Origin of the sequence: Streptomyces mayonensis, assembly GCF_018982965.1 — a bacterium.
In the GTDB taxonomy this organism is placed as follows: domain Bacteria; phylum Actinomycetota; class Actinomycetes; order Streptomycetales; family Streptomycetaceae; genus Streptomyces; species Streptomyces mayonensis.
In genome coordinates, this window is sequence record NZ_JACBYP010000049.1 from 1 (window position 1) to 24,419 (window position 24,419).

Consider the following 24,419-nt stretch of genomic DNA (forward strand, 5'->3'; position numbering starts at 1 on the left):
GCGGCGGGCGCGGCCGGGGGCCCCCCGGGGGCCCCCCCCCCCGCGCCCCCCCCCCCCGGGCGCCCCCGCCCGGCGCCGCCGGCGGGCGGGGGGCCCGCGCGCCCGCCGCCCGGGGGCGGGACGCATCGGAAGGGGGCAGCGGTGTCTGACGACCGGAGGTCGGCCCGGTCGGCCCGGCCTGCGCGACCGGGCGGGACGCGTCGGACGGCGGCGTCTGCGGACCCGGGGGCCGGGGTGCCCGCGGGGCGGTGCTCGCGGCTGCCGAGAGGGCCTGGGCCAGGCCGCCCAGTTCCACGTGGACCACCAGCACCGGCTTGTCGGGCACCGCTGCCGCCGCCGACCGCAGGGCCCCGGCCAGCGCGGCGTCCCCGGCGGCCCCCTCCCCCAGCGTCGGGATCGCGGTCACCACCACCGCGTCGCACGTGTCGTCGGACAGGGCCCGGGACAGCGCCGCGTGGAAGTCGTCCGCCGAGGCCGCCGTCGTCAGGTCCCGGGGCGGGTGCGGGCGCAGCCCCTCGGAGAGGCACGCGTCGTACGTCAGCAGTCCCAGTGACTCCGAGTTGCCCAGGATGGCCACCCTGGGTCCGGCGGGCAGCGGCTGGCGGGCGAGCAGGAGTCCGGCGTCCACCAGGTCGGTGATCGTGTCGACCCGGATCACGCCGGCCTGCCGCAGCAGCGCGGAGACGGTCGCGTGCGGCAGCCGCGTCGCCCGCACGGCGTGCCCCTGCGGTGCCACCCCGCCGTGCCGGGCCCCCTGCACCACGACCAGTGGCTTGGCGGCCGCGGTCCGCCGTGCCAGGCGGGTGAACTTGCGCGGGTTGCCGATGGACTCCAGGTACATCAGGGCGACGTCGGTCTCCGGGTCGTCGTACCAGTACTGCAGGACGTCGTTGCCGGAGACGTCGGCCCGGTTGCCGGAGGAGACGAAGGTCGACACGCCGGTGACGCCGGTGACCCCGCCGCCGCGCCGGTGCAGTCGGGACAGCAGAGCGATGCCGATCGCGCCGGACTGGGCGAACAGGCCGATGCGTCCGGTGCGCGGCATCTCCGGGGCCAGGGAGGCGTTGAGCCGCACGTCCGGGGAGGTGTTGATGATCCCGAAGGCGTTGGGCCCGATGATCCGCATGCCGTACGTGCGCGCGTGCCGCACGAGCGCACGCTGGCGTTCCCGTCCGTCGGGGCCGCTGTCGGCGTATCCGGCGGAGACGACCACCAGTCCCTGTACGCCGTGCTCGCCGCACTCGGTGACGACGTCGGGGACGTGCTCGGCGGGCACGGTGACGACGGCGAGGTCGACGGGACCGTCGATGTCGCGCACGGAGCGGCACGCGGGAACCCCGTCGAGTTCCTTCCGGTCCTCGGGAAAGGCCGTGTTGACGGCGTACAGCCGGCCCGGGAAGCCCGCGTCCCGGATGTTGGCGAGGATGCTGCGGCCGACGCCGCCGGGTGCGCGGCCGGTGCCGACGACCGCGACGGAGCCGGGCTGGAGCAGCCGCTGGACGGAACGGGCCTCCGCGCGGTGCTCGCGCGCGTACTGCACGGCGAGGGACCGGTCCGTGGGTTCGAGACCGAACTCGAGGCGGACCACGCCGTCCTCGAAGCTGCGCTTCTGGGTGTACCCGGCGTCCATGAAGACTTTGATCATCTTGTTGTTGGCGGGCAGCACCTCCGCGGCGAAGCGCCGGATGCCGCGCTCGCGGGCGACCGCGGCGATGTGCTCCAGGAGCGCCGAGGCGACGCCGCGCCCCTGGTGGGCGTCCTGGACGAGGAAGGCGACCTCGGCCTCGTCGGCCGGGGCCGGGGCAGGTGTTCCGCCGGCGCCGATCCGGTCGTAGCGTACGGTGGCGATGAACTCGTCGCCGACGGTGGCCGCGAGTCCCACCCGGTCCACAAAGTCGTGGTGCGTGAAGCGGTGGACGTCCTTGGCGGACAGGCGAGGGTACGGCGCGAAGAAGCGGTAGTACTTCGACTCGTCGGAGACCTGCTCGTAGAAGCTGACCAGGCGCTCGGCGTCATCAACGGTGATGGGGCGGACGCGTGCGGTGCCGCCGTCGCGCAGCACCACGTCGGCCTCCCAGTGGGCGGGGTACTCGTGCCGGTCCGACGAGGTCTGCATGGGCCCCAGCGTACGGCTCGCGTACGACAGCGGCGCGGGGCAGCCTGTGGACACCGGCACCGGACCGGGGCCGCGGCCCGGTGCGCGTCGGGGGCGGCACACCGTGGCCGTCCCGGCCCGCTTCACGATGTGGGAAACTGGTCTAGACAAGACGGTCTGGACAACTTGAACCGCCTGAACACCTGAAGGGCAGCATCACATGGCTGAGCGCCGCGTCAACGTCGGCTGGGCCGAGGGTCTCCACGCCCGCCCCGCCTCCATCTTCGTCCGGGCCGCCACGGCCACCGGCGTCCCGGTGACGATCGCCAAGGCCGACGGGTCCCCCGTCAACGCGGCCTCCATGCTGGCCGTCCTCGGCCTCGGCGCCCAGGGCGGCGAGGAGATCGTCCTCGCCTCCGACGCCGAGGGCGCGGACGCCGCCCTGGACCGGCTGGCGAAGCTGGTCGCCGAGGGGCTCGAGGAACTGCCCGAGACCGTCTGAGGAACCGCCCGAGATCCCGTGACGGACAGCGGCACTCCCCTCTGAGGACCGCAGCACGGAAAGGCCCTCCCGGACCACCGGGCGGGCCTTTCTCTTTTCTCTCGAAGGCCGCCTTTCCTTCGAGCTTTCCGTCGAGCTTCCCTTCGAGGACCGCACAGGGTCGGATATCCACCCGCCCCGGAACTCCGGGGCATTTCCCGCACATCCCGGGGCAGCGGAAAAAGCACCGCCGATTTCCATCTCCTTGTATACGGCGCCCGCGTTACCGCCGCACACTCGCCGTGTTTACGGGAGGTTGCGGGTTCCTCACACGCCCCGTGCGCCCGGCGCCGGGGGCGAAGCGCAGCCGGTGGGCCGGCGCGGACCGCTCGATGTGCAGCGTCATCAGCGCACGGGCCCGTTCGCCGTCCCCCCGGGCCACCGCGTCGAGGATCGCGCCGTGCTCGGCCCAGTACTCCACCGGGCCGGCCGGCACGTCCACGGCGTACATCCAGGCGATCTTGTGGCGCAGCTGGGTCAGCAGGGCCGTCAGTGAGGGGCTGCCGGCCGCCTGGGCGAGGGTCTCGTGGAACCAGCCGCCCAGCGAGCGCAGTTCCTCGCCCGCGCCCTGCCTGGCCCGTTCCTGGCCGAGCCTGACCAGTCCGCGCAGCACCCTGAGGTGGGCGTCGGTGCGGCGGCGTGCGGCCCGGGCCGCACCGAGCGGCTCCAGGAGGGTGCGGGTCTCCAGGAGGTCGGCGGCCTCCTGTTCGCTCGGTTCCGCGACGCACGCGCCCGCGTGCCGCCGGGTCACCACGAACCCCTCGGCCTCCAGCGTCCGCAGGGCCTCGCGCACGGGGACGCGCGAGACTCCGTAGCGGCGGGCCAGGAGTTCCTCGGTGAGTCTGCTCCCACGGGCGTGCACCCCGGTCACGATGTCGTCCCGGATCGCCGTACACACCGAATGCGTCGGAATACGCATGCCCGACCTCCGTCTTAATCCCCGTGCAACGTCGACGATTGACGTATTCAACGACTCTAGGCCAATCGTGCGGGAATACCGGCGGCGGAGCGGATTTCATGGACGTTTTTTGGCCGACCCCGGCGGGGCCGGCGCGGCGGCAGGAATGCGGAAAGCCCCGGCCAGGTGGGGGCCGGGGCCGGGGCCTGTGGTGCCGTGCTGTCCGCCGTCAGACGTCGACGCCGTGGGAGCGGAGGTAGGCCACGGGGTCCATGTCCGAGCCGTACTCCGGGGTCGTACGGGCCTCGAAGTGCAGGTGGGGTCCGGTGACGTTGCCGGTGGCACCGGAGAGGCCGATCTGCTGGCCGGGCTCGACCGACTGGCCGGCCGCGACGCCGACGGACGACAGGTGCCCGTACTGCGTGTACGTGCCGTCGTGCATCCGGATCACGACCTGGTTGCCGTACGCCCCGCCCCAGCCGGCCTCGACGACGGTGCCGACGCCCACCGCGTGCACGGTGGTGCCGCCGGCGGCGTGGAAGTCGATGCCGGTGTGGCTGCCGGAGGACCACAGGGAGCTGCCGGCCTGGTACGCGGTGGAGACGTAGGAGGCCGTGATCGGCGCGACGAAGGTGTTGAGGCGCTTGCGCTCCGCCTCCCGCGCGGCTCGCTCCTTGGCCTCGCGGGCCTCCTCCGCCGCCTCGGCGGCCCGCTCGCGTGCCGCCTCCTGGGCGGCCTCGCGGGCGGCGGCGTCCGCCGCGGCCTGCTTCTGTGCGACGGCCTGGGCGTCGATCTCCTCGGCCACGGAGTCGCCGATGGTGACGACCGGGGTGAGCCCGCTCTGCTCCACCTCGGGCTCGGCGGCGAGCGCCGGGGCCGCGAGGGTGCCGACGACGCCGGTGGTGGCGAGGGCCGCGACTCCCGCCGCGCGGGCGGTGGATCGGTGCATCCGGCCGGTACGGCGGTGCTTCCCGGTGGCGCGCGTGAACGCCATGTAGAGGCTGGTCCTTTCCTTCCCTCTCGCCTACCGGGTTAGCTGACGGGTTCGGAGCAGGAAGGTCTCCTACGGACCCCCATCGCTGCGCGCGCGGGCGTCCGATTCACCCCAGGGACTGCGGTGGGTCCCCGGCTCCCCTGGCTCGCGCCGTACGGGGACTCGGCGATGACTGTCCGGTGCCGCGGATGCGGCGTACTGCACCTGACGAACAGCCCGGACGACGCTAAACGGGGTTGTCTTCAATCCTCAAACACAACCGGCCTTTTGTAGCGCACACCACAGGGCATACGGACAGCCACTCCCTCAATCCGGACAAACGGCGGCCCTGGTGACACTCCGGTCACCAGGGCCGCACGCGCGTGTGCCGCTACTCGGCCGCCACCACGGTGACTTCGCCGATGCCGAGGGCCTCCACGGGCTCCTTGACCTGGGCCGCGTCACCGACGAGGACCGTCACGAGGCCGTCCACCGGGAAGGCGTTGACGACCGCCGCGGTGGCCTCCACGGTGCCCGTGGCGGCGAGTTGGCGGTAGAGCGTCGCCTGGAAGTCGTCGGGCAGGTGCTGCTCGACCTGGTCGGCGAGGGTGCTCGCGACGGCCGCCGCCGTCTCGTACTTCAGCGGTGCCACGCCCACCAGGTTCTGCACGGCCACGTCGCGTTCTGCGTCGGTGAGCCCCTCCGCGGCGAGCGTGCGCAGCACCGTCCACAGGTCCTCCAGTGCGGGACCGGTGTTGGGCGTGTCGACGGAGCCGCTGATGGCGAGCATGGCGGCGCCCGTGCCGTCGGGCGCGGACCGCAGGACCTGCCCGAACGCCCGTACGCCGTAGGTGTAGCCCTTCTCCTCGCGCAGGACCCGGTCCAGGCGGGAGGTGAGGGTGCCGCCGAGGCAGTAGGTGCCGAGCACCTGTGCGGGCCACACCCGGTCGTGCCGGTCCGAGCCGGTGCGGCCGATGAGCAGCTGCGTCTGGACGGCGCCGGGACGGTCGACGATGACGACCCGGCCCCGGTCGTCGGCGGTCACCGCGGGCACGGGCCGCGGCTCGGCGGCCGAACCCGTCCATGCGCCCAGGGTGTCGCCGAGCAGCGCGTCGAGGTCGAGGCCGGTGAGGTCGCCGACGACGACCGCGGTGGCCGTGGCGGGACGGACGTGCCGCTCGTAGAAGGCGCGTACGGCGGCCGAGTCGACCGCGGCGACCGTCTCCTCGGTGCCCTGGCGGGGGCGCGACATGCGGGAGTCCGCCGGGAACAGCTCCTTGGAGAGTTCCTTCGCGGCGCGCCGGGCCGGGTTGGCCAGCTCGTGCGGGATCTCGTCGAGCCGGTTGCGCACCAGCCGTTCGACCTCGCCGTCCGCGAAGGCGGGCGCCCGGAGGGCGTCGGCGAGGAGGCCGAGGGCCTTGGCGAGGCGCGAGGCGGGCACCTCCAGGCTCAGCCGGACACCGGGGTGGTCGGCGTGCGCGTCCAGGGTGGCGCCGCAGCGCTCCAGCTCGGCGGCGAACTCCTCGGCGGAGTGCTTGTCGGTGCCCTCGGAGAAGGCGCGGGCCATGAGGGTGGCGACACCGTCGAGACCGGCCGGTTCGGCGTCCAGGGGCGCGTCGAGGAGCACCTCCACGGCCACGACCTGCTGGCCGGGGCGGTGGCAGCGCAGCACGGTGAGGCCGTTGGCGAGGCTGCCGCGCTCGGGGGCCGGGAAGGCCCACGGCTTGGGCTCGCCGGCCTGCGGCCGGGCGTGGAATTCCATCGTGGCGAGCTCGGTCACTTGGCCGCCTCCTCGTTGTCGTCGGCGTTCTCGGCGTGCTCGGCGTGCTCGGCGTTCGGGTCCGCGTCGTTCTCGTCGGAGGGGGCGGTGGGCTCGTAGACGAGCACCGCGCGGTTGTCGGGGCGCAGGCGGGCCCGGGCGGCCTCCTGGACCTCGTCCGCCGTCACCTCCAGCACCCGCTGCACGGCGGTGAGGGCGAGCTGCGGGTCGCCGAACAGGACGGCGTACCGGCACAGTTCGTCGGCGCGGCCCGCGACCGTGCCCAGCCGGTCCAGCCACTCCCGCTCCAGCTGGGCCTGGGCGCGCTCCATCTCCTCGGCCGTGGGGCCCTCCTCGGCGAAGCGGGCCAGCTCCTCGTCGACGGCGGCCTCGATGACCGGCACCTCGACGTCACCGGACGTCTTCACGTCCAGCCAGCCCAGGGAGGGCGCGCCGGCGAGCCGCAGCAGGCCGAACCCGGCGGCCACGGCCGTGCGGTCGCGCCGCACCAGCCGGTTGTAGAGGCGGGACGACTCGCCGCCGCCCAGGACGGTGAGCGCCAGGTCGGCGGCGTCGCACGCGCGTGTGCCGTCCTCGGGCAGGCGGTAGGCCGCCATCAGGGCGCGGGCGGGCACCTCCTCCTCGACGACCTCCCTCAGCTGCTCGCCCATGACGTCGGGCAGCGAACCGTCCCGGGGCGGCTGCTTGCCGTCGTGGGACGCGATGGAGCCGAAGTACTTCTCGACCCAGGCGAGGGTCTGCTCGGTGTCGATGTCGCCGACGACCGACAGCACCGCGTTGTTCGGCGCGTAGTAGGTGCGGAAGAACGCGCGCGCGTCCTCCAGGGTCGCCGCGTCCAGGTCGGCCATCGAGCCGATCGGCGTGTGGTGGTAGGGGTGGCCCTCCGGGTAGGCGAGGGCGGTCAGCTTCTCGAACGCGGTGCCGTAGGGCACGTTGTCGTAGCGCTGGCGGCGTTCGTTCTTGACGACGTCCCGCTGGTTCTCCATCGACTCGTCGTCGAGGGCGGACAGCAGGGAGCCCATGCGGTCGGCCTCCAGCCAGAGGGCGAGCTCCAGCTGGTGGGCCGGCATGGTCTCGAAGTAGTTGGTCCGCTCGAAGCTGGTGGTGCCGTTGAGCGAGCCGCCGGCGCCCTGTACCAGTTCGAAGTGGCCGTTGCCCTTGACCTGGGCGGAGCCCTGGAACATCAGGTGCTCGAAGAGGTGAGCCAGGCCGGTGCGTCCCTTGACCTCGTGGCGGGAGCCGACGTCGTACCAGAGGCACACCGCCGCGACCGGGGTCAGGTGGTCCTCGGAGAGCACCACGCGCAGGCCGTTGGCCAGGCGGTGCTCGGTCGCTGTCAGGCCGCCGGAGCCTGCCTGGGCGGTGGCCGTGTGACCCATGGGCATGTACGTCCCTTCGATCGCGAAATCCTTGGCGGAATCACTGGGTGGAATCAGTGGGCGGAACTGCGGGATTCCGCCGGTCCCGCCACTGTATGCAAGCGTGCGGGACACCGGTGGAGTTCCCGGGCGCCGTACGCCGAGAGCGAGCACGCGGTTGACGGTCCGCCGCGCCCGAGGGCGTACCCTGCGGGCAGCGCCGGGCCGGGGGCCGGGCACCCCGTGACGGGTCCTGGTCGGTCGCTGTCAGTGGCACAGTCCACAATGGACCGCGTCAGATCACCGTTCACGCTTCAGCAAGGAGCCGGCAGCGATGGCCCGCCGTAGTACGAAGACCCCGCCGCCCGACGACGCGTACGAGGAGAAGATCCTCGACATCGACGTCGTCGACGAGATGCAGGGCTCCTTCCTCGAGTACGCGTACTCGGTCATCTACTCCCGCGCACTGCCGGACGCCCGCGACGGCCTCAAGCCGGTGCACCGCCGCATCGTGTACCAGATGAACGAGATGGGGCTGCGCCCCGAGCGCAGCTACGTGAAGTGCGCCCGCGTCGTCGGCGAGGTGATGGGCAAGCTGCACCCGCACGGCGACGCGTCGATCTACGACGCGCTGGTGCGCATGGCCCAGCCGTTCTCCATGCGGGTGCCCCTGGTCGACGGCCACGGCAACTTCGGCTCCCTGGGCAACGACGACCCGCCGGCCGCCATGCGGTACACCGAGTGCCGGATGGCCGAGGCCACCAGCCTGATGACGGAGTCCATCGACGAGGACACCGTCGACTTCGGACCCAACTACGACGGGCAGGAGCAGGAGCCGGTCGCGCTCCCCGCGGCCTTCCCGAACCTGCTGGTCAACGGCGCCTCGGGCATCGCGGTCGGCATGGCCACGAACATGCCGCCGCACAACCTGCGCGAGGTGATCGCGGCGGCCCGGCACCTGATCCGGCATCCGAACGCCGACCTCGACGCGCTGATGAAGCACGTGCCGGGCCCCGACCTGCCCACCGGCGGCCGGATCGTCGGCCTGCCGGGCGTCCGGGACGCGTACGCGACGGGCCGCGGCACCTTCAAGATCCGCGCGACCGTCTCCGTGGAGACGGTGACGGCCCGCCGCAAGGGCCTCGTCGTCACCGAACTGCCCTTCGCGGTCGGCCCCGAGAAGGTCATCTCCAAGATCAAGGACCTGGTGGGCTCGAAGAAGCTCCAGGGCATCGCGGACGTCAAGGACCTCACCGACCGCGAGCACGGGCTGCGGCTGGTCATCGAGATCAAGAACGGCTTCGTGCCCGAGGCCGTCCTGGAGCAGCTCTACAAGCTGACGGCCATGGAGGAGTCCTTCGGCATCAACAACGTCGCCCTGGTGGACGGCCAGCCCCTCACCCTGGGCCTCAAGGAGCTGCTGGAGGTCTATCTCGACCACCGCTTCACCGTCGTACGGCGCCGCAGCGAGTTCCGCCGGACCAAGAAGCGGGACCGGCTGCACCTGGTGGAGGGCCTGCTCACGGCCCTGGTCGACATCGACGAGGTCATCCGGCTCATCCGCTCCAGCGAGAACTCGGCGCAGGCCAAGCAGCGCCTGATGGAGCGCTTCGGGCTGAGCGACGTCCAGACCCAGTACATCCTGGACACGCCGCTGCGCCGCCTCACCAAGTACGACCGGATCGAGCTGGAGTCCGAGAAGGACCGGCTGAACGCGGAGATCGAGGAGCTGACCCGGATCCTCGACTCGGACGCGGAGCTGCGCAAGCTGGTCTCGGCCGAACTGGCGGCGGTGGCCAAGAAGTTCGGCACCGACCGGCGTACGACGCTGCTGGAGTCGAGCGACTCCCCGGTCGCCGCGGTGCCGCTGCAGGTGGCGGACGACCCGTGCCGGGTGCTGCTGTCCTCGACGGGTCTGCTGGCCCGTACGGCGAACGACGACGCCCTCGTCACGGAGGAGGGCGCGAAGCGCGTCAAGCACGACCTGATCGTCTCGGCGGTGCCGGCGACGACACGCGGCGAGGTGGGCGTGGTGACGTCCGCGGGACGCCTGCTGCGGGTGAACGTGGTGGACCTGCCCCAGCTCCCCGGGTCCATGCCGTCCCCGAACCTCGCGGGCGGCGCGCCGCTCGCCGAGTTCGTGTCCCTGGAGGACGACGAGGACGTCGTCTGCCTGAGCACCCTGGACGAGTCCTCGCCCGGCCTGGCGCTGGGCACGGAGCAGGGCGTCGTCAAACGGGTGGTGCCGGACTACCCGTCCCACAAGGACGAGTTGGAGGTCATCACCCTCAAGGAAGGCGACCGGATCGTCGGCGGGGCCGAGTTGCGCACCGGCGACGAGGACCTGGTCTTCATCACCGACGACGCGCAGCTCCTGCGCTACCAGGCCTCGCAGGTACGCCCGCAGGGCCGGCCGGCGGGCGGCGTGGCGGGCGTGAAGGTCGCCGACGGCGCCAAGGTGATCTCGTTCACCGTGGTGGACCCGGCGGCCGACGCGGTGGTCTTCACGGTCGCCGGTTCGCGCGGCACGCTGGACGACTCCGTGCAGACCACGGCCAAGCTCACGCCGTTCGACCAGTACCCGCGCAAGGGCCGCGCCACGGGCGGTGTGCGCTGCCAGCGGTTCCTGAAGGGCGAGGACTGCCTGGCCTTCGCCTGGGCGGGCACCGTTCCGGCCCGCGCCGCGCAGAAGAACGGCACCCCGGCCGAGCTTCCGGACATCGACCCGCGGCGCGACGGCTCGGGCGTGTCGCTGCCGAAGACGGTGTCGGTGGTGGCGGGCCCGGCTTAGGACGCGGGAGGCGGTTCCCCGGCGGCCGCGGCCTCGGCGCCGGGGGCCGCCCCGTCCGGTTCCTCGCCGTCCGGGTCGCGTACGTAGCGCAGGACGCCCCACATGCCGTGCTCGTCGGCGGGCGGGGCGTCGGCGGCCCTGCGGCAGGCGTCGAGTTCCTTGCCGAGGGCCGGGGCGTCGATGCCGGAGCCGATCAGGACGAGCTGGGTGCGGCGGTCGTCGGCGGGTCCCCAGGGCTCCGGGCGAAAGCGCAGGAAGCGGCCGACGGCGTGGACGGCGTACCGGTTCCGCGTGTCGTACGGGCCGAAGTCGACGTACCCCTTGATCCGGTAGAGGCCCTCGGACCGGCTGTCCAGGAACCGCATGAGCCGGCGCGGATCGAGCGGCACGTCGGAGACGAACGAGAGGGTGTCGTAGTCGGCGTGCAGGTGCCCGGCGTGCGCGGCGCCGCCCGCGGCGTGCTCGTGCAGGTCGTCGAAGGAGAGCTGCCCGATGCGCTCCTCGGCGGGCCGGCAGTCGTAGAGGAACTCGGGGTCGATACGGCCGTAGGTGGCGGGCACGACGGCGGCGCCGTCGGCCAGCGAGCGCACGAGAGCCAGTACGCGTGCGGCGTCGGGGGCCCGGTCGGTCTTGTTGACCACGACCAGGTCGGCCAGCGCCAGGTGCCGGTCGATCTCGGGGTGCCTGGCGCGGGTGGCGTCGAACTCGGCGGCGTCGACGACCTCGACGAGACCCCCGTAGACGACCTCGGGCTGCTCACTGGCGAGCAGCATGCGCACCAGCTCCTGCGGCTCGGCGAGCCCGCTGGCCTCGATGACGACCACGTCGATGCCGGCCTCGGGCCGGGTCAGCCGCTCCAGGTACCCGTCGAGTTCGCTCGCGTCGACGGCACAGCACAGGCACCCGTTGCCGAGCGAGACGGTGGAGTCACCGAGGGCGCCGGCGACGGCCATCGCGTCGATCTCGATCGAGCCGAAGTCGTTGACGACGGCGCCGATACGGCTGCCTCCGCTGCGGTGGAGGAGGTGGTTGAGGAGTGTGGTCTTGCCGGAGCCGAGGAATCCGGCGAGTACGACGACCGGAACCTGCTGCGGAGTCGGGCGCTGCCCCACCGTGCGACCTCTCTCTCACCTACGCGTACGCCGGCCCCCGGCGGGGAGTACTCCCGCGTACCGGACTGCCCTGTTCAGGATACGAGCCGGCGCCGTGCCCGCGGAGTGAACGATTGTCAGCAGTCCGCGCCGGGCAGACGTTGTTCAGGCGCCGGACCGTGCGACCCTCGCTTCCCTCCGTGCGCCGCCTCTCCGCCTCCCCGCCGGTCAGCGCCGCTCGGCACCCTGGAGGTGGCAGCACCACCCATCGCTCGCCGGTTCCCGTCAGCCGACCCGCACTCGACGACCGGTGGGCGGTCGCCTGAATCGGGGGTTGACATGGTCACACGGAAGAAGATCACGGGGAGGTTCGGCCCCGCGGCGGCCGGAATGCTGGCCGCCACGGCCGGACTGTCGCTGGCCGCGCGGCGGCTGCGACTGACGGCGGCCCGCAGCCGGGCGCGGCTGGAGCTGGACGAACTGACCGTCCGGCGCACGTCGCTGGCCCATCAGCAGCGCATGCACTGGGAACTGCTGACCCGGGCACTCGACGATCCGACACTCGCCGAGGTCATGGATCCGTACGACAAGAGCATCCCGGCCGAGCGGCGCCGTCAGTTCATCTACGCCAACGCCTGGTACGTGTACCTCTACCACGTGCACCAGGCCGGCCTGGTGACCCGTGAGGAGCTGTACGCGGCCCTCCGGGAGTACTTCCAGAGCCCGATATTCCGTGCGTACTGGGAGGCGTCGCGGCACATGCGCGCCTCCCTCGACGAGAACTCCGCCGAGGCGCGGATGGGGCGCATGGTCGACGGCCTGGTGGAGGACATCGACGCGGCCGACACGGACGAGTGGTGGGTCGTCGGCACGCCTCCGGGCGACTGAGACTCCCGGCGCCCCGTCGCCCCCGCCTGCCCGTCCGCCCGTCCGCCCGTCCGCCCCGTCCGGTCAAGGCGGATCAAGTCGGATCAAGGCGAGTCAACGTGGGTCAACCTGCGGGTCAACCCGGGACGGCACCTGACACGACATGGGGACATTTCGGTCAGCAATGCACTGTGGCCCCACAAACACCAGTAGCGTGTGCCCACCGTTGTCACCCTGTCCAGAGTCACTCTGGCCGAAGCCAAGGATCGGTACCTTTGAAGATCGTCCGCCGCATCGGTGTGCCTCCGAGCGCCCGTGGCAGTACCTCGACCTCCACCTGCCCCGACGTGTTCGAACTGAGCGACGGCAATTTCGCCGTCATCGGCACCGAGGCAACCGAGGCGCTGGAGCGTGAGCTGCCCGCCGACGCCGGCCGCGCAGACTACGAACGCATCGTCGTCGTGAGCCGGGAGACCCTCGTCCGGGCCAAGGCGGACATCCCCGACGCCTGACGTCATCACGTGTCTCCGGCCGTACCCACCGCCACCCGCGCCGGACACCACCACCCGGCGAGCAGCCGGCACCCCGTCCTTGCTCGACGCTCCCCGACCAGGCCTGGCGCCCGAACGGCACCAGGCCGCTGGTGTGTCTGAGAGCACTTCCCGGACGGCCTCGGGCCACCGCCGGGACGGCCTCAGGCCACCGCCGGGACCCCCACCGGCGCCCCCGGGCCCACATACCGCGCCGCCGGGCGGATGATCTTCGAGTCCGCCGCCTGCTCCAGGATGTTCGCGCTCCAGCCGACCACGCGCGCCGCCGCGAACGTCGGCGTGAACATCTCGCGCGGCAGGCCGCACCGTTCCATGACGACGCCCGCGTAGAACTCGACGTTGGTGTGCAGTTCCCGCCCCGGCTTGAGCTCCGCGAGGATCGCCTCGACCTGTCGCTCCACCTCGACGGCGAACGCCACGCGCGGACCGCCGAACCGCCGCGCCACGTCGCGCAGCATCCGCGAGCGCGGATCCTCCGTGCGGTAGACGGCGTGACCGAAGCCCATGATGCGCTCGCCGGCGAGCACCCGCTCGCGGATCCACCCGTCGATGCGCTCGGGCGTCCCGATCGCGTCCAGGGTGTCCAACGCACGGCTGGGCGCCCCGCCGTGCAGCGGTCCGGACAGTGCCGCCACCGCTCCCGTGAGACAGGCCGCGACGTCCGCACCGGTCGAGGCGATGACCCGCGCGGTGAAGGTCGACGCGTTGAATCCGTGGTCGATGGTGGAGATCAGGTACTGCTCGATCGCCCGTGTGCGTTCCGCGTCCGGCTCCGTGCCGGTCAGCATGTAGAGGTAGTTCGCGGCGTAGGAAAGATCCTCGCGGGGCTCCACGGGTTCCAGTCCCCGGCCCAGCCGGTACAGGGCGGTGAGCAGCGTCGGTACGGCCGCGGCGGCCACGAGGGTGTCCTGACGCCGCCGGTCGTCCGGGAGGTCGTACACGGGACCGAACCCCCGCGCGGCTCCCAGCAGGGACAGCGCCGTACGCATCCCGGCGAGGGGTCCGGAGCGCCCGCCCGCCTCGGCGACGGCGGGCAGTGCCGCGCGCACGGCGGCGGGCAGCCGGCGCAGGGCGGCGGTCTCGGCGGCGAAGGCCGCGCCCCGGCGTGCGTCGGGCAGTTCACCGTGGACCAGGAGGTGCCAGACGTCCTCGAAGCCACGGCTCTCGGCCAGCTCGACGGCCGAGTACTGCCGGTAGTGGTAGAAGCCCTCGAGCCCCCGGACGTCGCCGACCTCGGTGTCGGCCACCACGACACCCGCGAGTCCGCGCGGCACTTCGACAGGCGCGGTGCCGCCACTGGAACTGGTGGCTGCGGTCTTGTTGACGGACATGTTTCGCCTCCTAGCACGTGACTCAACTGTCCATACTTGACTCTCTCCCTGTCAATATTGATTGAATCAATGTGGATGGGATGCACATGCGACTCCGGGTCAGGCGGTCGGAGTCTTCGCCGTGTCGGTGGCCGTGTCGGTGGCCGTGTCGGTGGCCGTGTCGGTGGCCGGGGCGGAGGGGGACGGCGGAGGCGTCGGCGTCGGAGCGGTGGCCGGGGGCTCCATGCGGTCCAGGCGCAGGGCCCGGTGCAGGGCGCGCAGGGGGGACGGTGCCCACCAGTTGGCCTTGCCGAGGAGCGCCATCAGGGAGGGGACCAGCAGGGCCCGGACGACGGTGGCGTCGACGAGGACCGCGAACGCCGCGCCCAGGCCGAGTTCCTGGATGAAGACCAGCCGGGACAGGGCGAGCGCGCCGACCGGGACGCAGAACAGCACGGCGGCCGAGGTCACGATCGAGCCGGTGCGGGCGAGGCCGTGGGCCACCGCCTCGCGGTCGCCCATGCCCTCGGCGCGGGCCTCCTTGATGCGGCTCAGCAGGAAGACGTTGTAGTCGGTGGACAGGCCGAAGGCGATCGCGAAGACCAGGACGGGCGTCGTGGCCTCCAGTCCGCTCTGGGCGGCGAAGCCGAGGTTGCCGTCCTGGAAGACCCACACCAGGAAGCCGAACGCGGCGCCGGTGGAGAGCAGGTTCATCAGCAGGGCCTTCAGCGGCAGCACCACCGAGCCGGAGAAGGCGAACAGCAGCAGCAGGGTGACCAGGGCCAGGATGCCGCCGGCCAGCGGCAGGCTGTCGGCGATGCTCCCGCGCTGGGCCAGGAAGTCCGCCGTCGCACCGGCGAACCGGGCGGGGTACGGGGCTGTCACGTCCTGTACGGCCTCGACGGCGTCCATGGCCGGGTCGTCCAGCGGGTTGTCGGTCAGGACGGCGTCGATCTGCCAGTGGCGGTCGTCCAGTTCGACCGGTGCGCCCACCGCTTCGACGCCGTCGACGTCCGCGACGCGCTCGGCGTAGTCGGTGAGCCGGGCGCTGTCCGGTGCGGCGCCCGTGTCGAGCACGATCTGCAGGGGGGAGGCGGACTGGGCGTCGTAGTCCCGGTCGACGACGGCGGCCACCCGGCCGGCGCTGATCTCCTGCGGCAGGGACGTCGCGTCCACGCCGACGAAGCGGACGCCCGCCAGCGGGGAGGCGATCGCCAGCAGGACCGCGGTGGCGAGCAGCGCGAAGACGGCGGGGCGGCGCATCACGGTCCGGGCGACACCGTGCCAGCGGCCCTCGGTGGACTGCGCGGAGCCCGCCGTGCGCTGCCAGCGGCGCGGGGCCAGGGAGTTGATGCGGGCGCCGAGGACGGCCAGGAACGCGGGCAGTCCCAGGAGGGCGAACAGGGCCGCGGAGACGACGGTGATGACCCCTGCCAGCCCCATGGAGCGCAGGTAGGGGTGCGGGAAGGCCGTCAGGGCGGCCAGCGCGGCGGCCACGGTGAGGGCGCTGAAGAGCACGGTGCGGCCTGCGGTGGCGACCGTACGGCGCAACGCCTGTGCGCCCGGACCGTGGGCGGCCAGTTCGTCACGGTAGCGGGAGACGATCAGCAGGCCGAAGTCGATGGACAGGCCCAGGCCCAGGGCGAAGGCGAGGCTCATCGCCCCGGCGGAGACGTTCATGAAGTCGGTGGCGACGCGCAGGCCCGCCATGCTGAGCAGCAGCGACACGATGCCGCCGAGCAGCGGCACCAGAGCGGCCACCAGTCCCCGGAAGACCAGGAAGAGGAGGACGAGGATGACGGGCAGGCTGAGCAGTTCGGCCCGGGTCAGGTCCTCGTCGGAGACCTGGCCGACCTGGACGTGGCCGGGGGTCGCGCCGCCGAGCCAGGTACGGCCGCGCAGGTCGGGGTCGTCCTTGATGGCCTGCTGGAGCAGTTCCTCTGCCTTCCGGCTCTCCTGGTCGGTCATGGCGCCGACGTTGCCGACGACCAGGGTGCTGCTGCCGTCGGTCGCGACCAGGGCGGACCCGCCGTCGGAGGTGTAGTCGACCACCTGCTCGACCTCGGGGCGGGAGCGCAGCAGTTCCGCCGCGGCGGTCACGGCGGCCGGCGCGGGGTCGCCGGCCGCGACCGGTTCGTCGGTCTCCACCAGGAGCAGGTAGCCCTGCTGCGGGTCGATGCCCGTCGCCCGTCCGATGATCTCCCGGGCGGCGACGTTGCCGCCGCCCGGATCGTCGTAGTCGGACAGGCTGTTGGTGAGTTTCTCCGACACCGTGCCCCCGTACACGGTGGCCAGGGCGGTGACGAGGAGGGCCAGCAGGAGGACGGCGACGCGCCGCCGGTGCAGGGCCAAGCCCAGAGCGGAGAACATGGGGTTCCTTCCTTCGAGCCCACGGGAGCGCAGCGCGGACGAACTGCTTCCGCCAGCGTCGGGCACGGCTCTGAAATCTCACTGAAGCGAACGTTCCGGCGCGGGTGAGGGCGCGGGTGAGGGGGTGCCGCTGCAAGGCGAGCTTTAGGCGGCGGCCGCAGGATCGGCCGACCATGACGTCCGCTGGAGAGGCAGCATGAGATGACAGCTGAGCTGACCGCACAGGTGTGCGTGGTCGGAGGGGGGCCGGCCGGCCTCACGCTCGCCGTGGAGCTCGCCAAGCGTTCCGTGTCGGTGGTGGTACTGGAGCAGAGCGGGCACTTCAACCGGTCGTTCCGCGGCGAGTCGGTGTCGCCGGACTCGGTCTGGCTGCTCGACCGGCTCGGGCTGCTCGGCCGGCTCGACGGGACCTACGCCCAGATGCACCACATGGAGATCGCCGACGGCGGCTCCACCGTGCTGCGCACCGACTTCTCCGACTACCGCTACCCGCACCCCTACCCGGTCGAACTGCCGCAGCCCGCCCTGCTGTCCGCCCTCGCCGAGGTCGGCCGCGAGCACGCCGGTTTCACGCTGCGCCAGTCGGCCACCGTCGTGGGTCTGCTCCGGGACGGGGGCGAGAGCGGTCCGGTCACCGGGGTGCGCGCCCGCACCCCGGACGGGGAGATCACCGTACGGGCGGCGCTGACCGTGGCGGCCGACGGGCGGTTCAGCAAGGTCCGGGAGATGTCCGGGCTGCCGTACGAGAAGCTGCCGCTGGACCGGGACGTCGTCTGGCTGCGGCTGCCCTTCCCGGCCGAGTGGGACTACCACACGTACCGCATCCGCATCCGCGGCGGCGAGCACGGCCTGTTCATCCCCACCCACCCCGACAGCGTCCGGGTGGGGCTCAACATCCCCAAGGGCGGTCTGAAGGACCTGCGCGCCCAGGGGCTCGGTGCGCTGCACGAGCGCCTGGACCGGCTCGCCCCCGAACTGTCCGGCACCGTGCGCAAAGAGGTGCGGTCCTGGTCGGACACGTCGATGCTGGACATCTTCACCACCGTGGTGCCGCGCTGGTCCACGGCCGGGCTGGTCCTGATGGGCGACGCCGCGCACACGCTGACCCCGATCCTCGGCCAGGGCGTCAACCACGCCATCATCGACGCCGTCACGCTGGCACCACTGGTCGAGGAGACGATGGCCGCGGGCGGCGGCACGCAGGCGCTGCTGCGGGCCGGGGAGCGGTTCCAGGAGTCCCGTGCGGAGGCGGTACGCCGCTCACGCGCCCTGCAGCTGCGCCAGGAACGGCTGTTCGCGCTGCACGGGCGGCTCGGGGGTGCCCTCCGGCGCTCGCTGTACCGGGTCGTGGACCGCAACCGGTCGCTGCAGCAGCGGGTGCTGGCACGGGCGTACTTCCAGGTGCAGCAGCCCGGTCCGGTGGTGGCCGAGCGGGTGAGGCGCGAGAGCGTGCGGCCCGTCTGAGCCGCGTACGGGCGGCACCGCGAAGGCCGTTGCCCGGACTCCTGGTGGGGTCCGGGCAACGGCCTTCGTGCGGCGGCTGTTCGGCGGCGGTGGCGGTTCAGCGGCGGTGGCGGTTCGGCGGCAGTGGTCCGGCCGCCGGGGGTTCACCAGGTGACGGGGACGCGCTCCAGGGCGTGGACCATCATGCCGCTGGTCAGGGAGAGGTTCTCCAGGTCGTCGGCCAGGGCGAGGCGGGGGAAGCGGCGGACGAGTGAGGAGAGGGCGATCTGCAGCTCGGCGCGGGCGAGCGCGGCCCCCAGGCAGAAGTGCGCGCCGTGGCCGAAGGCGAGGTGGGCGGTGGCGGACGGCCGTGCGGGGTCGAAGGCTCCGGTGGCCTCGCCGAAGCGGTCCGGGTCCTGGTTCGCGGAGGCGACCGCCGCGACGACCCCGCTGCCCTTGGGGATCGTGGTGCCGGCGAGCTCGACGTCCTCCAGGGTGACGCGGAACGGGCCGCCGTCGCCGATGGGGTTGATCCGCAGCAGTTCCTCCACCACCTGCTCGATCGTCTCCGGGCGATCCCGCAGCGCGGCCAGGTGCTCGGGGCTGCGCAGCAGGGTCAGCACACACTTGCCGATCATGCTGACCGTGGTCTCGTGGCCGGCGACCAGCAGGGTGATGCCCATGGTGATCAGTTCGTGCTCGCTCAGGCGGTCGCCGTCCTCGTCGTGCACGGCGACCAGGGCGCTCATCAGGTCGTCGGCGGGCTCCTCGCGCTTGCGCCGGACGAGATCGGCGAGGTATTGGACCATCGCCATCCGCTGCTCCATCACCTCCTGCTCGCTGTGTGCCGTGAGCGAGACGAAGGCGTCGGACCAGCCCCGGAAGCGGCCCCGGTCCTCGAACGGCACGCCGAGCAGCTCGCAGATGACCATCACCGGCAGGGGGAACGCGAAGACGGGGTTGAGGTCGACCGGCGGCGACAGCTTCTCCATTTCGTCCAGCATCCCGTCGGTGAGCTCCTGGATGCGGGGGCGGAGGTTCTGCACCCGGCGGGCGGTGAACTCCCGCGAGACGAGCTTGCGGACCCGGGTGTGCTCGGGCGGGTCCATGGTGAACAGGCTGCCGGGCATGGGCGGGGCAGCGGTGAGACGGGGGGCGTTCTCGGCCAGCATCGCCGCGCGGCTGAACCGGAGGTCGGACAGCACCGTGCGGGTGTCCTCGTAGCGGCTGACGACGTACCCCTCGTCCCCGCTGGGCAACCGCACCTTGGCCACGGGGCACTTGGCGCGCAGGTCCTCGTAGACGGGCGGCACCTCCACCGCCGACGGGCGGTGGAAGGGGTAGGGCAGCGCGGTCTCCGCCCCGGCCTCGGGCTCGGCGGGGTGCGCTGAGGCGGTGTCCATCGTGTGGCCTCCATGCTTGGGGGATTCACCGGCGTGCCGGCACTGTCCGGGGAGGGTCGCAGGGAGGCCTTGTGAGGGGGTAAAGGCGGGCTGAACCGGGTGGGCGGCGCCTTCCGCCGGTGGCGCGGTCGGCCGGCGGGTCGTGCGTGCGGGCCGGCGGATCGTGCGGCCGGGCGGGGCACGGCGACCGGACGCCGTCCCCGGATACGGGCCGAGAGCGGTGCCGACACTTCGGGGGCGGTGGCGCGGCGCCGGCGGAGCGGATGTGCTTTTTGATACGCGGACCATATGTGGCCACTCGTAGCATCGGGCGTATGCGTGTGCTGATCGTGGAGGACGAACCGTACATGGCGGAAGCCATCCGCGACGGCCTGCGCCTGGAGGCGATCGCGGCCGACCTCGCGGGCGACGGCGGCACCGCCCTGGAGATGCTGGGCGCCAACAGCTACGACATCGCCGTCCTGGACCGCGACATTCCCGGCCCTTCCGGTGACGAGGTCGCCAAGCGCATCGTCGCGTCGGCCAGCGGGATGCCGATCCTCATGCTGACCGCGGCCGACCGCCTGGACGACAAGGCGTCCGGCTTCGGACTCGGCGCGGACGACTACCTCACGAAGCCGTTCGAACTGAAGGAACTCGTCCTCAGGCTCCGGGCGCTCGACCGCAGGCGTGCCCACAGCCGGCCCCCGGTCCGTGAGATCGCGGGGCTGCGGCTGGACCCGTTCCGGCGCGAGGTCTACCGGGACGGCCGCTACGTCGCGCTGACCAGGAAGCAGTTCGCCGTGCTCGAGATCCTCGTCACCGCCGAAGGCGGTGTCGTCAGCGCCGAAGCGCTTCTGGAGCGCGGGTGGGACGCGAACGCCGACCCGTTCACCAACGCCGTGCGGATCACCGTCTCGGCCCTGCGCAAGCGTCTCGGCGAGCCCTGGATCATCGCCACCGTGCCGGGCGTCGGCTATCGCATCGCCGCACAGCCGGAGGCCAGGGGCACCAGAGGCGACCGTGGATAGGGCGCCCGGGCCGAGCGTTCGTCTCAAACTCACCCTCAGCTACACGGGTTTCCTCATCCTCCCCGCCGTTCTGGTGCTCGCCGCCCTGGCGGCCTTTCTCCTGCGGTACCAGGAGTTGACCTGGGACAACGAAGCGGGGGTGATCATCGCGCCGCCGGGCAGGTTCCTCCTGCGCAGCTTCGCCCCGGCGGCGGCCACCGTGATGGCGTTCCTGCTGGTGTTCGGTCTCGTGGGCGGGTGGATCCTCGCCGGCCGCATGCTCGCTCCCCTGACCCGCATCATGGACGCCACCCGCGCGGCCGCGCCCGGATCGCTCTCGCACCGTATCCGGCTGCCGGGCCGCCGGGACGAGTTCCGCGAACTCGCCGACGCGTTCGACGCGATGCTCGCGCTGCTCGAAGCGCACGTCGCCGAGCAGCGCAGATTCGCGGCCAACGCCTCTCATGAGCTGCGTACCCCGCTGGCGATCTCCAAGACGCTCCTCGACGTGGCCGGCACCGATCCGAACCACGACACCGGCGAAGTCATCGACCGCCTCCGCGCCGTCAACGCCCGGGCGATCGATCTCACGGAGGCACTGCTCCTGCTCAGCCGTGCCGACCAGCGGTCCTTCACCCGCGAGCCGGTCGACCTGTCCCTCCTGGTGGAAGAGGCCACCGAAACGCTCCTCCCGCTGGCGGAAAAACACGGCGTGACCATCGAAACCGGCGGCGACGTCACCCCCACGAGCGGATCGCCGGCGCTCCTGCAGCAGCTGACCACGAACCTCGTGCACAACGCGATCGTCCACAACCTGCCCGGACAGGGCATGGTGTGGGTCACCACCAGCGCCCAGCCCGGCTCCGTGATGCTCACGGTCGAGAACACCGGCGACAAAATGACTCCGCAACTGGTCTCGACGCTCACCGAACCCTTCCAGCGGAGCACCGAGCGCATCCACGCCGACCAGGCGGGCGTCGGTCTCGGCCTGGCGATCGTCGCCACCATCACCCGCGCACACGACGGCACCCTCAGCCTCACCCCGCGCGACACCAGCGGCCTGCGCATCACGGTGCAACTGCCCGCGCGTACGCACTCGCAGTCGTGAAACGGGCCCCGCCCACCGCCGGAGCGGGGGCGGGGCGGGGCAGGACGCGGCAGGCTGCGTATCGGCAACGTATCGAAAACCGCATACGTCACGGCAACATCCTGTTTCCTTGAATGGAGGCATGACCTCCAGCGAACCAGTGGGAATCACCGCTTTCGGATGTGGGCGGGACGAAGCTGCGCGGTTCCGGGAGCTGGCGCCCCGATTCGGGGTGACGCCGACGATCACAGAGGCCGCGGTGTCGGAGGAGACCGCCCATCTGGCCTCCGGAAACCGGTGCGTCAGCGTCGGGCACAAGACCCGCGTCACCCCGGCGACACTTCGGGCGCTGAGCCGGGCCGGCGTCTCCTACCTCTCCACCAGAAGCATCGGGTACGACCACATCGACGTGGACCACGCGGGCCGCGTCGGCATTTCCGTCGGGAACGTCTCGTATTCCCCCGACAGCGTCGCCGACTACACGGTGATGATGATGCTGATGGCGGTGCGCCACGCCAAGTCCACGGTCCGCCGCGTGGATGTGCACGACTACCGGCTGCACGACGTACGAGGCAGAGAGCTGCGCGACCTGACCGTCGGCGTGGTCGGAACGGGACGCATCGGCACGGCCGTCATGGAAAGGCTGCGCGCCTTCGGATGCCGGACGGTGACGTACGACGGAAACCGTTCCGGTGAGTCCGGCGGCTCCAGTGGCCCCGGCCCGGCCGGCTCTCCCGGCGCTCCCGGCTCTCCCGGCTCCGCGGGCTCCCTCGGTGAGGAGGTGTCGCTCGACGAACTGCTGAGGTCGAGTGACGTCGTCACCCTCCACGCGCCGCTCACCACCGAATCGCACCACCTTCTCGACCGCGACCGCATCCAGAGCATGAAAAGGGGCGCGTTCGTGGTCAACACCGGGCGCGGGGCCCTCATCGACACGACCGCGCTGGTCGCGGCCCTGGAGGACGGACGCCTGGGTGGTGTCGCCCTGGATGTCGTCGAGGGCGAGGAAGGCGTGTTCTACGCCGACCGACGGAACGAGCCCGTCGACAGCAAACCACTGCTGCGGCTGCAGGAAATGCCGAACGCGTTCATCAGTCCGCACACCGCGTTCTACACGGACCGCGCCCTGAGCGACACGGTCGAGAACTCGATCACCAACTGTCTGGAATTCGAAAGCAGGAATCAGCATGTCTAAGGCCAGGCTCAGGGTCGGAATCCTGTTCGGTGGCTGCTCGGAGGAACACCCCATCTCCGTCAAGTCCGCGCAGGAGATCGCACGGAACCTCGACCCGGGAACGTACGAGCCGTACTTCGTCGGGATCACGCGCGACGGCGCCTGGAAACTCTGCGAGGGCCCCGCCGCGGAGTGGGAGAGCGGCGCACACCGGTCCGCCACGCTGTCGCCGGACCGCGCCGTGCACGGACTGCTCGTCCTCGACGAGGGGAAGTACGAGACGGTCCACCTGGATGTCGTGGTGCCGGTCCTGCACGGCAGGCTCGGGGAGGACGGCGCGGTCCAGGGCCTGCTGGAACTGTCCGGAATCCCGTACGTGGGCTGTGACGTCCAGAGTTCCGCACTGGGCATGGACAAGTCCCTCGCCTATACCGTCGCCGCCGGTGCCGGTATCGCCACCCCGCGGTTCTGGACGGTCGCGGCGGGCGAGGAGATCGACGCCGGCTGGCTCACCTATCCGGTCTTCGTGAAGCCGGCCCGTTCGGGATCGTCCTTCGGGGTCAGCAAGGTGACACAAGCGGAGGAACTGCCGGCCGCGCTGGACGTCGCCCGGCGGTACGACACGAAGGTCCTGGTCGAGGAGGCGGTCGTCGGCAGCGAGGTCGGATGCGCCATCCTGGGCGGCGGAACGGACCTGACCGTGGGAGAGGTCGACCGCATCGCCCTGTCCCACGGGTTCTTCCGGATCCACCAGGAGGACGCGCCCGAGACCGGCTCCGACAACTCGACGCCCGTCGTCCCCGCCGACATCCCGGCCGCGTCCCGGGCACGCGTCCAGGAAGTGGCGAAGTCCGTCTACCGTGCGCTGGGCTGCAGCGGGCTCGCCCGGGTGGACCTGTTCCTCAAGGACGACGGGCAGGTCGTCCTCAACGAGGTCAACACCTTCCCCGGCATGACCTCCTACAGCCGCTATCCGAGGATGATGGCCGCCGCCGGTCTTCCGCTGTCCGAAGTGATCGACCGCCTGGTGGACGGGACGCTCGCCGGGCACCCGCACCGGACGGAGCAGGACCGTGCGTAAGGACTTCGTCTTCATAGACGAGTACATGCCCGGGATCCGCTGGGACGCCAAGTACGCCACCTGGGACAACTTCACCGGAAAACCGGTCGACGGGTACCTGGCCAATCGCATCGTCGGCACCAGGGCCCTGTGTGCGGCGTTGCAGAGCGCGCGGGAAGAGGCGGCCTCGCACGGATTCGGCCTGCTGCTCTGGGACGGGTACCGCCCGCAGCGCGCCGTGGACTCCTTCCTGCGCTGGTCGCGGCAGCCGGAGGACGGCCGCACCAAGGACCGCCACTACCCCAACATCGAACGGCCCGAGATGTTCGAGAAGGGGTATGTGGCCGCCAAGTCGGGTCACAGCCGCGGCAGTACCGTCGACCTGACGCTGTACCACCTGGACAACGGCGACCTCGCCGCCATGGGTGGCGACCACGACCTGATGGACTCGGTCTCGCACCACGGGGCGGAAGGTGTCCCGCAGGCCGCGGCGGACAACCGCAGGCGGCTCCGCTCCATCATGGAGAGCAGCGGGTTCGACTCCTACGCCTGCGAGTGGTGGCACTACACACTCCAGGACGAGCCCTACCCGGACGCCTATTTCGACTTCCCCATCACACAGGCGAGTCTGGGATGAA

19 protein-coding genes and 1 riboswitch are annotated in these 24,419 nt (G+C 71.9%); of the genes, 10 read left to right on the forward strand and 9 right to left on the reverse strand.

The features are described 5' to 3' along the window. On the reverse strand, nt 1-2,116 hold a 2,116-nt coding region (locus HZS56_RS19615), incomplete at its 3' end, for a GNAT family N-acetyltransferase (protein WP_253914523.1). A gap of 199 nt (nt 2,117-2,315) precedes the next feature. Between HZS56_RS19615 and HZS56_RS19620 the strand changes: the two genes are divergently transcribed. After that, on the forward strand, nt 2,316-2,597 hold the full coding sequence (locus HZS56_RS19620; RefSeq protein ID WP_031035284.1) for an HPr family phosphocarrier protein: 282 nt from the start codon (nt 2,316-2,318) through the stop codon (nt 2,595-2,597). A 262-nt stretch (nt 2,598-2,859) separates the two neighbouring features. On the opposite strand, the gene HZS56_RS19625 is transcribed toward HZS56_RS19620, so the two are convergent. The 4 genes from HZS56_RS19625 to HZS56_RS19640 form a co-directional block, all read right to left on the reverse strand. Then, nucleotides 2,860-3,555 (reverse strand): GntR family transcriptional regulator, encoded by a 696-nt coding sequence (locus tag HZS56_RS19625; RefSeq protein ID WP_216722024.1) that lies wholly within the window; start codon nt 3,553-3,555, stop codon nt 2,860-2,862. Nucleotides 3,556-3,763: 208 nt separating this feature from the next. After that, a complete protein-coding gene (locus HZS56_RS19630; RefSeq protein ID WP_216722025.1) occupies nt 3,764-4,528 on the reverse strand; it encodes a M23 family metallopeptidase in 765 nt (254 codons plus the stop codon). A 12-nt stretch (nt 4,529-4,540) separates the two neighbouring features. Further along, a riboswitch (cyclic di-AMP (ydaO/yuaA leader) is annotated at nt 4,541-4,706 on the reverse strand. 192 nt (nt 4,707-4,898) lie between these two features. Beyond that, nucleotides 4,899-6,287, reverse strand: a complete 1,389-nt coding sequence (locus HZS56_RS19635) for a M16 family metallopeptidase (RefSeq protein WP_216722026.1) — start codon at nt 6,285-6,287, stop codon at nt 4,899-4,901. After that, on the reverse strand, nt 6,284-7,672 hold the full coding sequence (locus HZS56_RS19640; protein ID WP_216722027.1) for a M16 family metallopeptidase: 1,389 nt from the start codon (nt 7,670-7,672) through the stop codon (nt 6,284-6,286). The genes HZS56_RS19635 and HZS56_RS19640 overlap by 4 nt, the downstream gene beginning before the upstream one ends. A 307-nt stretch (nt 7,673-7,979) precedes the next feature. Here HZS56_RS19640 and HZS56_RS19645 point away from each other — a divergent pair, with 307 nt between their 5' ends. Next, the gene (locus tag HZS56_RS19645; protein WP_216722028.1) at nt 7,980-10,436 is read left to right on the forward strand and encodes a DNA gyrase/topoisomerase IV subunit A; all 2,457 of its coding nucleotides are present in this window, start codon (nt 7,980-7,982) and stop codon (nt 10,434-10,436) included. Here HZS56_RS19645 and HZS56_RS19650 read toward each other — a convergent pair. After that, complete coding sequence (locus tag HZS56_RS19650) at nt 10,433-11,548, reverse strand: CobW family GTP-binding protein (RefSeq protein ID WP_216722029.1); 1,116 nt, start codon at nt 11,546-11,548, stop codon at nt 10,433-10,435. The two genes, HZS56_RS19645 and HZS56_RS19650, sit on opposite strands and share 4 nt — an antisense overlap. Before the next feature lie 318 nt (nt 11,549-11,866). Here HZS56_RS19650 and HZS56_RS19655 point away from each other — a divergent pair, with 318 nt between their 5' ends. Both HZS56_RS19655 and HZS56_RS19660 read left to right on the forward strand, forming a co-directional pair. Further along, nucleotides 11,867-12,415 carry a DUF6082 family protein gene (locus tag HZS56_RS19655; protein WP_216722030.1) on the forward strand — a complete coding sequence of 183 codons (549 nt, stop codon included), beginning with the start codon at nt 11,867-11,869 and terminating at the stop codon, nt 12,413-12,415. Nucleotides 12,416-12,669: 254 nt separating this feature from the next. Beyond that, on the forward strand, nt 12,670-12,906 hold the full coding sequence (locus HZS56_RS19660; RefSeq protein ID WP_216722031.1) for a hypothetical protein: 237 nt from the start codon (nt 12,670-12,672) through the stop codon (nt 12,904-12,906). A 182-nt stretch (nt 12,907-13,088) separates the two neighbouring features. Here HZS56_RS19660 and HZS56_RS19665 read toward each other — a convergent pair whose 3' ends face one another. Both HZS56_RS19665 and HZS56_RS19670 read right to left on the reverse strand, forming a co-directional pair. Beyond that, nucleotides 13,089-14,276, reverse strand: coding sequence for a citrate synthase/methylcitrate synthase (locus tag HZS56_RS19665; protein WP_216722032.1), 1,188 nt, complete (start codon nt 14,274-14,276; stop codon nt 13,089-13,091). Between the two features lie 99 nt (nt 14,277-14,375). Further along, entirely contained in the window at nt 14,376-16,625 is a 2,250-nt protein-coding gene (locus tag HZS56_RS19670; RefSeq protein ID WP_216722033.1) for an MMPL family transporter, read from the reverse strand. Between the two features lie 201 nt (nt 16,626-16,826). On the opposite strand from HZS56_RS19670, the gene HZS56_RS19675 reads away from it, so the two are divergent. Then, entirely contained in the window at nt 16,827-18,089 is a 1,263-nt protein-coding gene (locus HZS56_RS19675) for an FAD-dependent oxidoreductase (protein WP_216722034.1), read from the forward strand. Between the two features lie 143 nt (nt 18,090-18,232). Here the strand turns inward: HZS56_RS19675 and HZS56_RS19680 are convergent, their stop codons facing one another. Continuing rightward, a complete protein-coding gene (locus HZS56_RS19680; RefSeq protein ID WP_216722035.1) occupies nt 18,233-19,471 on the reverse strand; it encodes a cytochrome P450 in 1,239 nt (412 codons plus the stop codon). A gap of 314 nt (nt 19,472-19,785) precedes the next feature. On the opposite strand from HZS56_RS19680, the gene HZS56_RS19685 reads away from it, so the two are divergent. The 5 genes from HZS56_RS19685 (at nt 19,786) to vanX (ending at nt 24,418) form a co-directional block, all read left to right on the forward strand. Next, nucleotides 19,786-20,481, forward strand: coding sequence for a response regulator transcription factor (locus tag HZS56_RS19685; protein ID WP_216722036.1), 696 nt, complete (start codon nt 19,786-19,788; stop codon nt 20,479-20,481). After that, a complete protein-coding gene (locus HZS56_RS19690; RefSeq protein ID WP_216722037.1) occupies nt 20,474-21,568 on the forward strand; it encodes a sensor histidine kinase in 1,095 nt (364 codons plus the stop codon). The genes HZS56_RS19685 and HZS56_RS19690 overlap by 8 nt, the downstream gene beginning before the upstream one ends. Before the next feature lie 121 nt (nt 21,569-21,689). Further along, complete coding sequence (locus tag HZS56_RS19695; protein ID WP_216722038.1) at nt 21,690-22,742, forward strand: D-isomer specific 2-hydroxyacid dehydrogenase family protein; 1,053 nt, start codon at nt 21,690-21,692, stop codon at nt 22,740-22,742. After that, a complete protein-coding gene (gene vanA / locus HZS56_RS19700; protein ID WP_216722039.1) occupies nt 22,735-23,802 on the forward strand; it encodes a D-alanine--(R)-lactate ligase in 1,068 nt (355 codons plus the stop codon). The genes HZS56_RS19695 and vanA overlap by 8 nt, the downstream gene beginning before the upstream one ends. Then, nucleotides 23,795-24,418: a D-Ala-D-Ala dipeptidase VanX gene (gene vanX, locus HZS56_RS19705; RefSeq protein ID WP_216722040.1), complete on the forward strand. Its 624-nt coding sequence runs from the start codon at nt 23,795-23,797 to the stop codon at nt 24,416-24,418. Before vanA ends, vanX begins: the two co-directional genes overlap by 8 nt. Nucleotide 24,419: the final 1 nt, after the last annotated feature.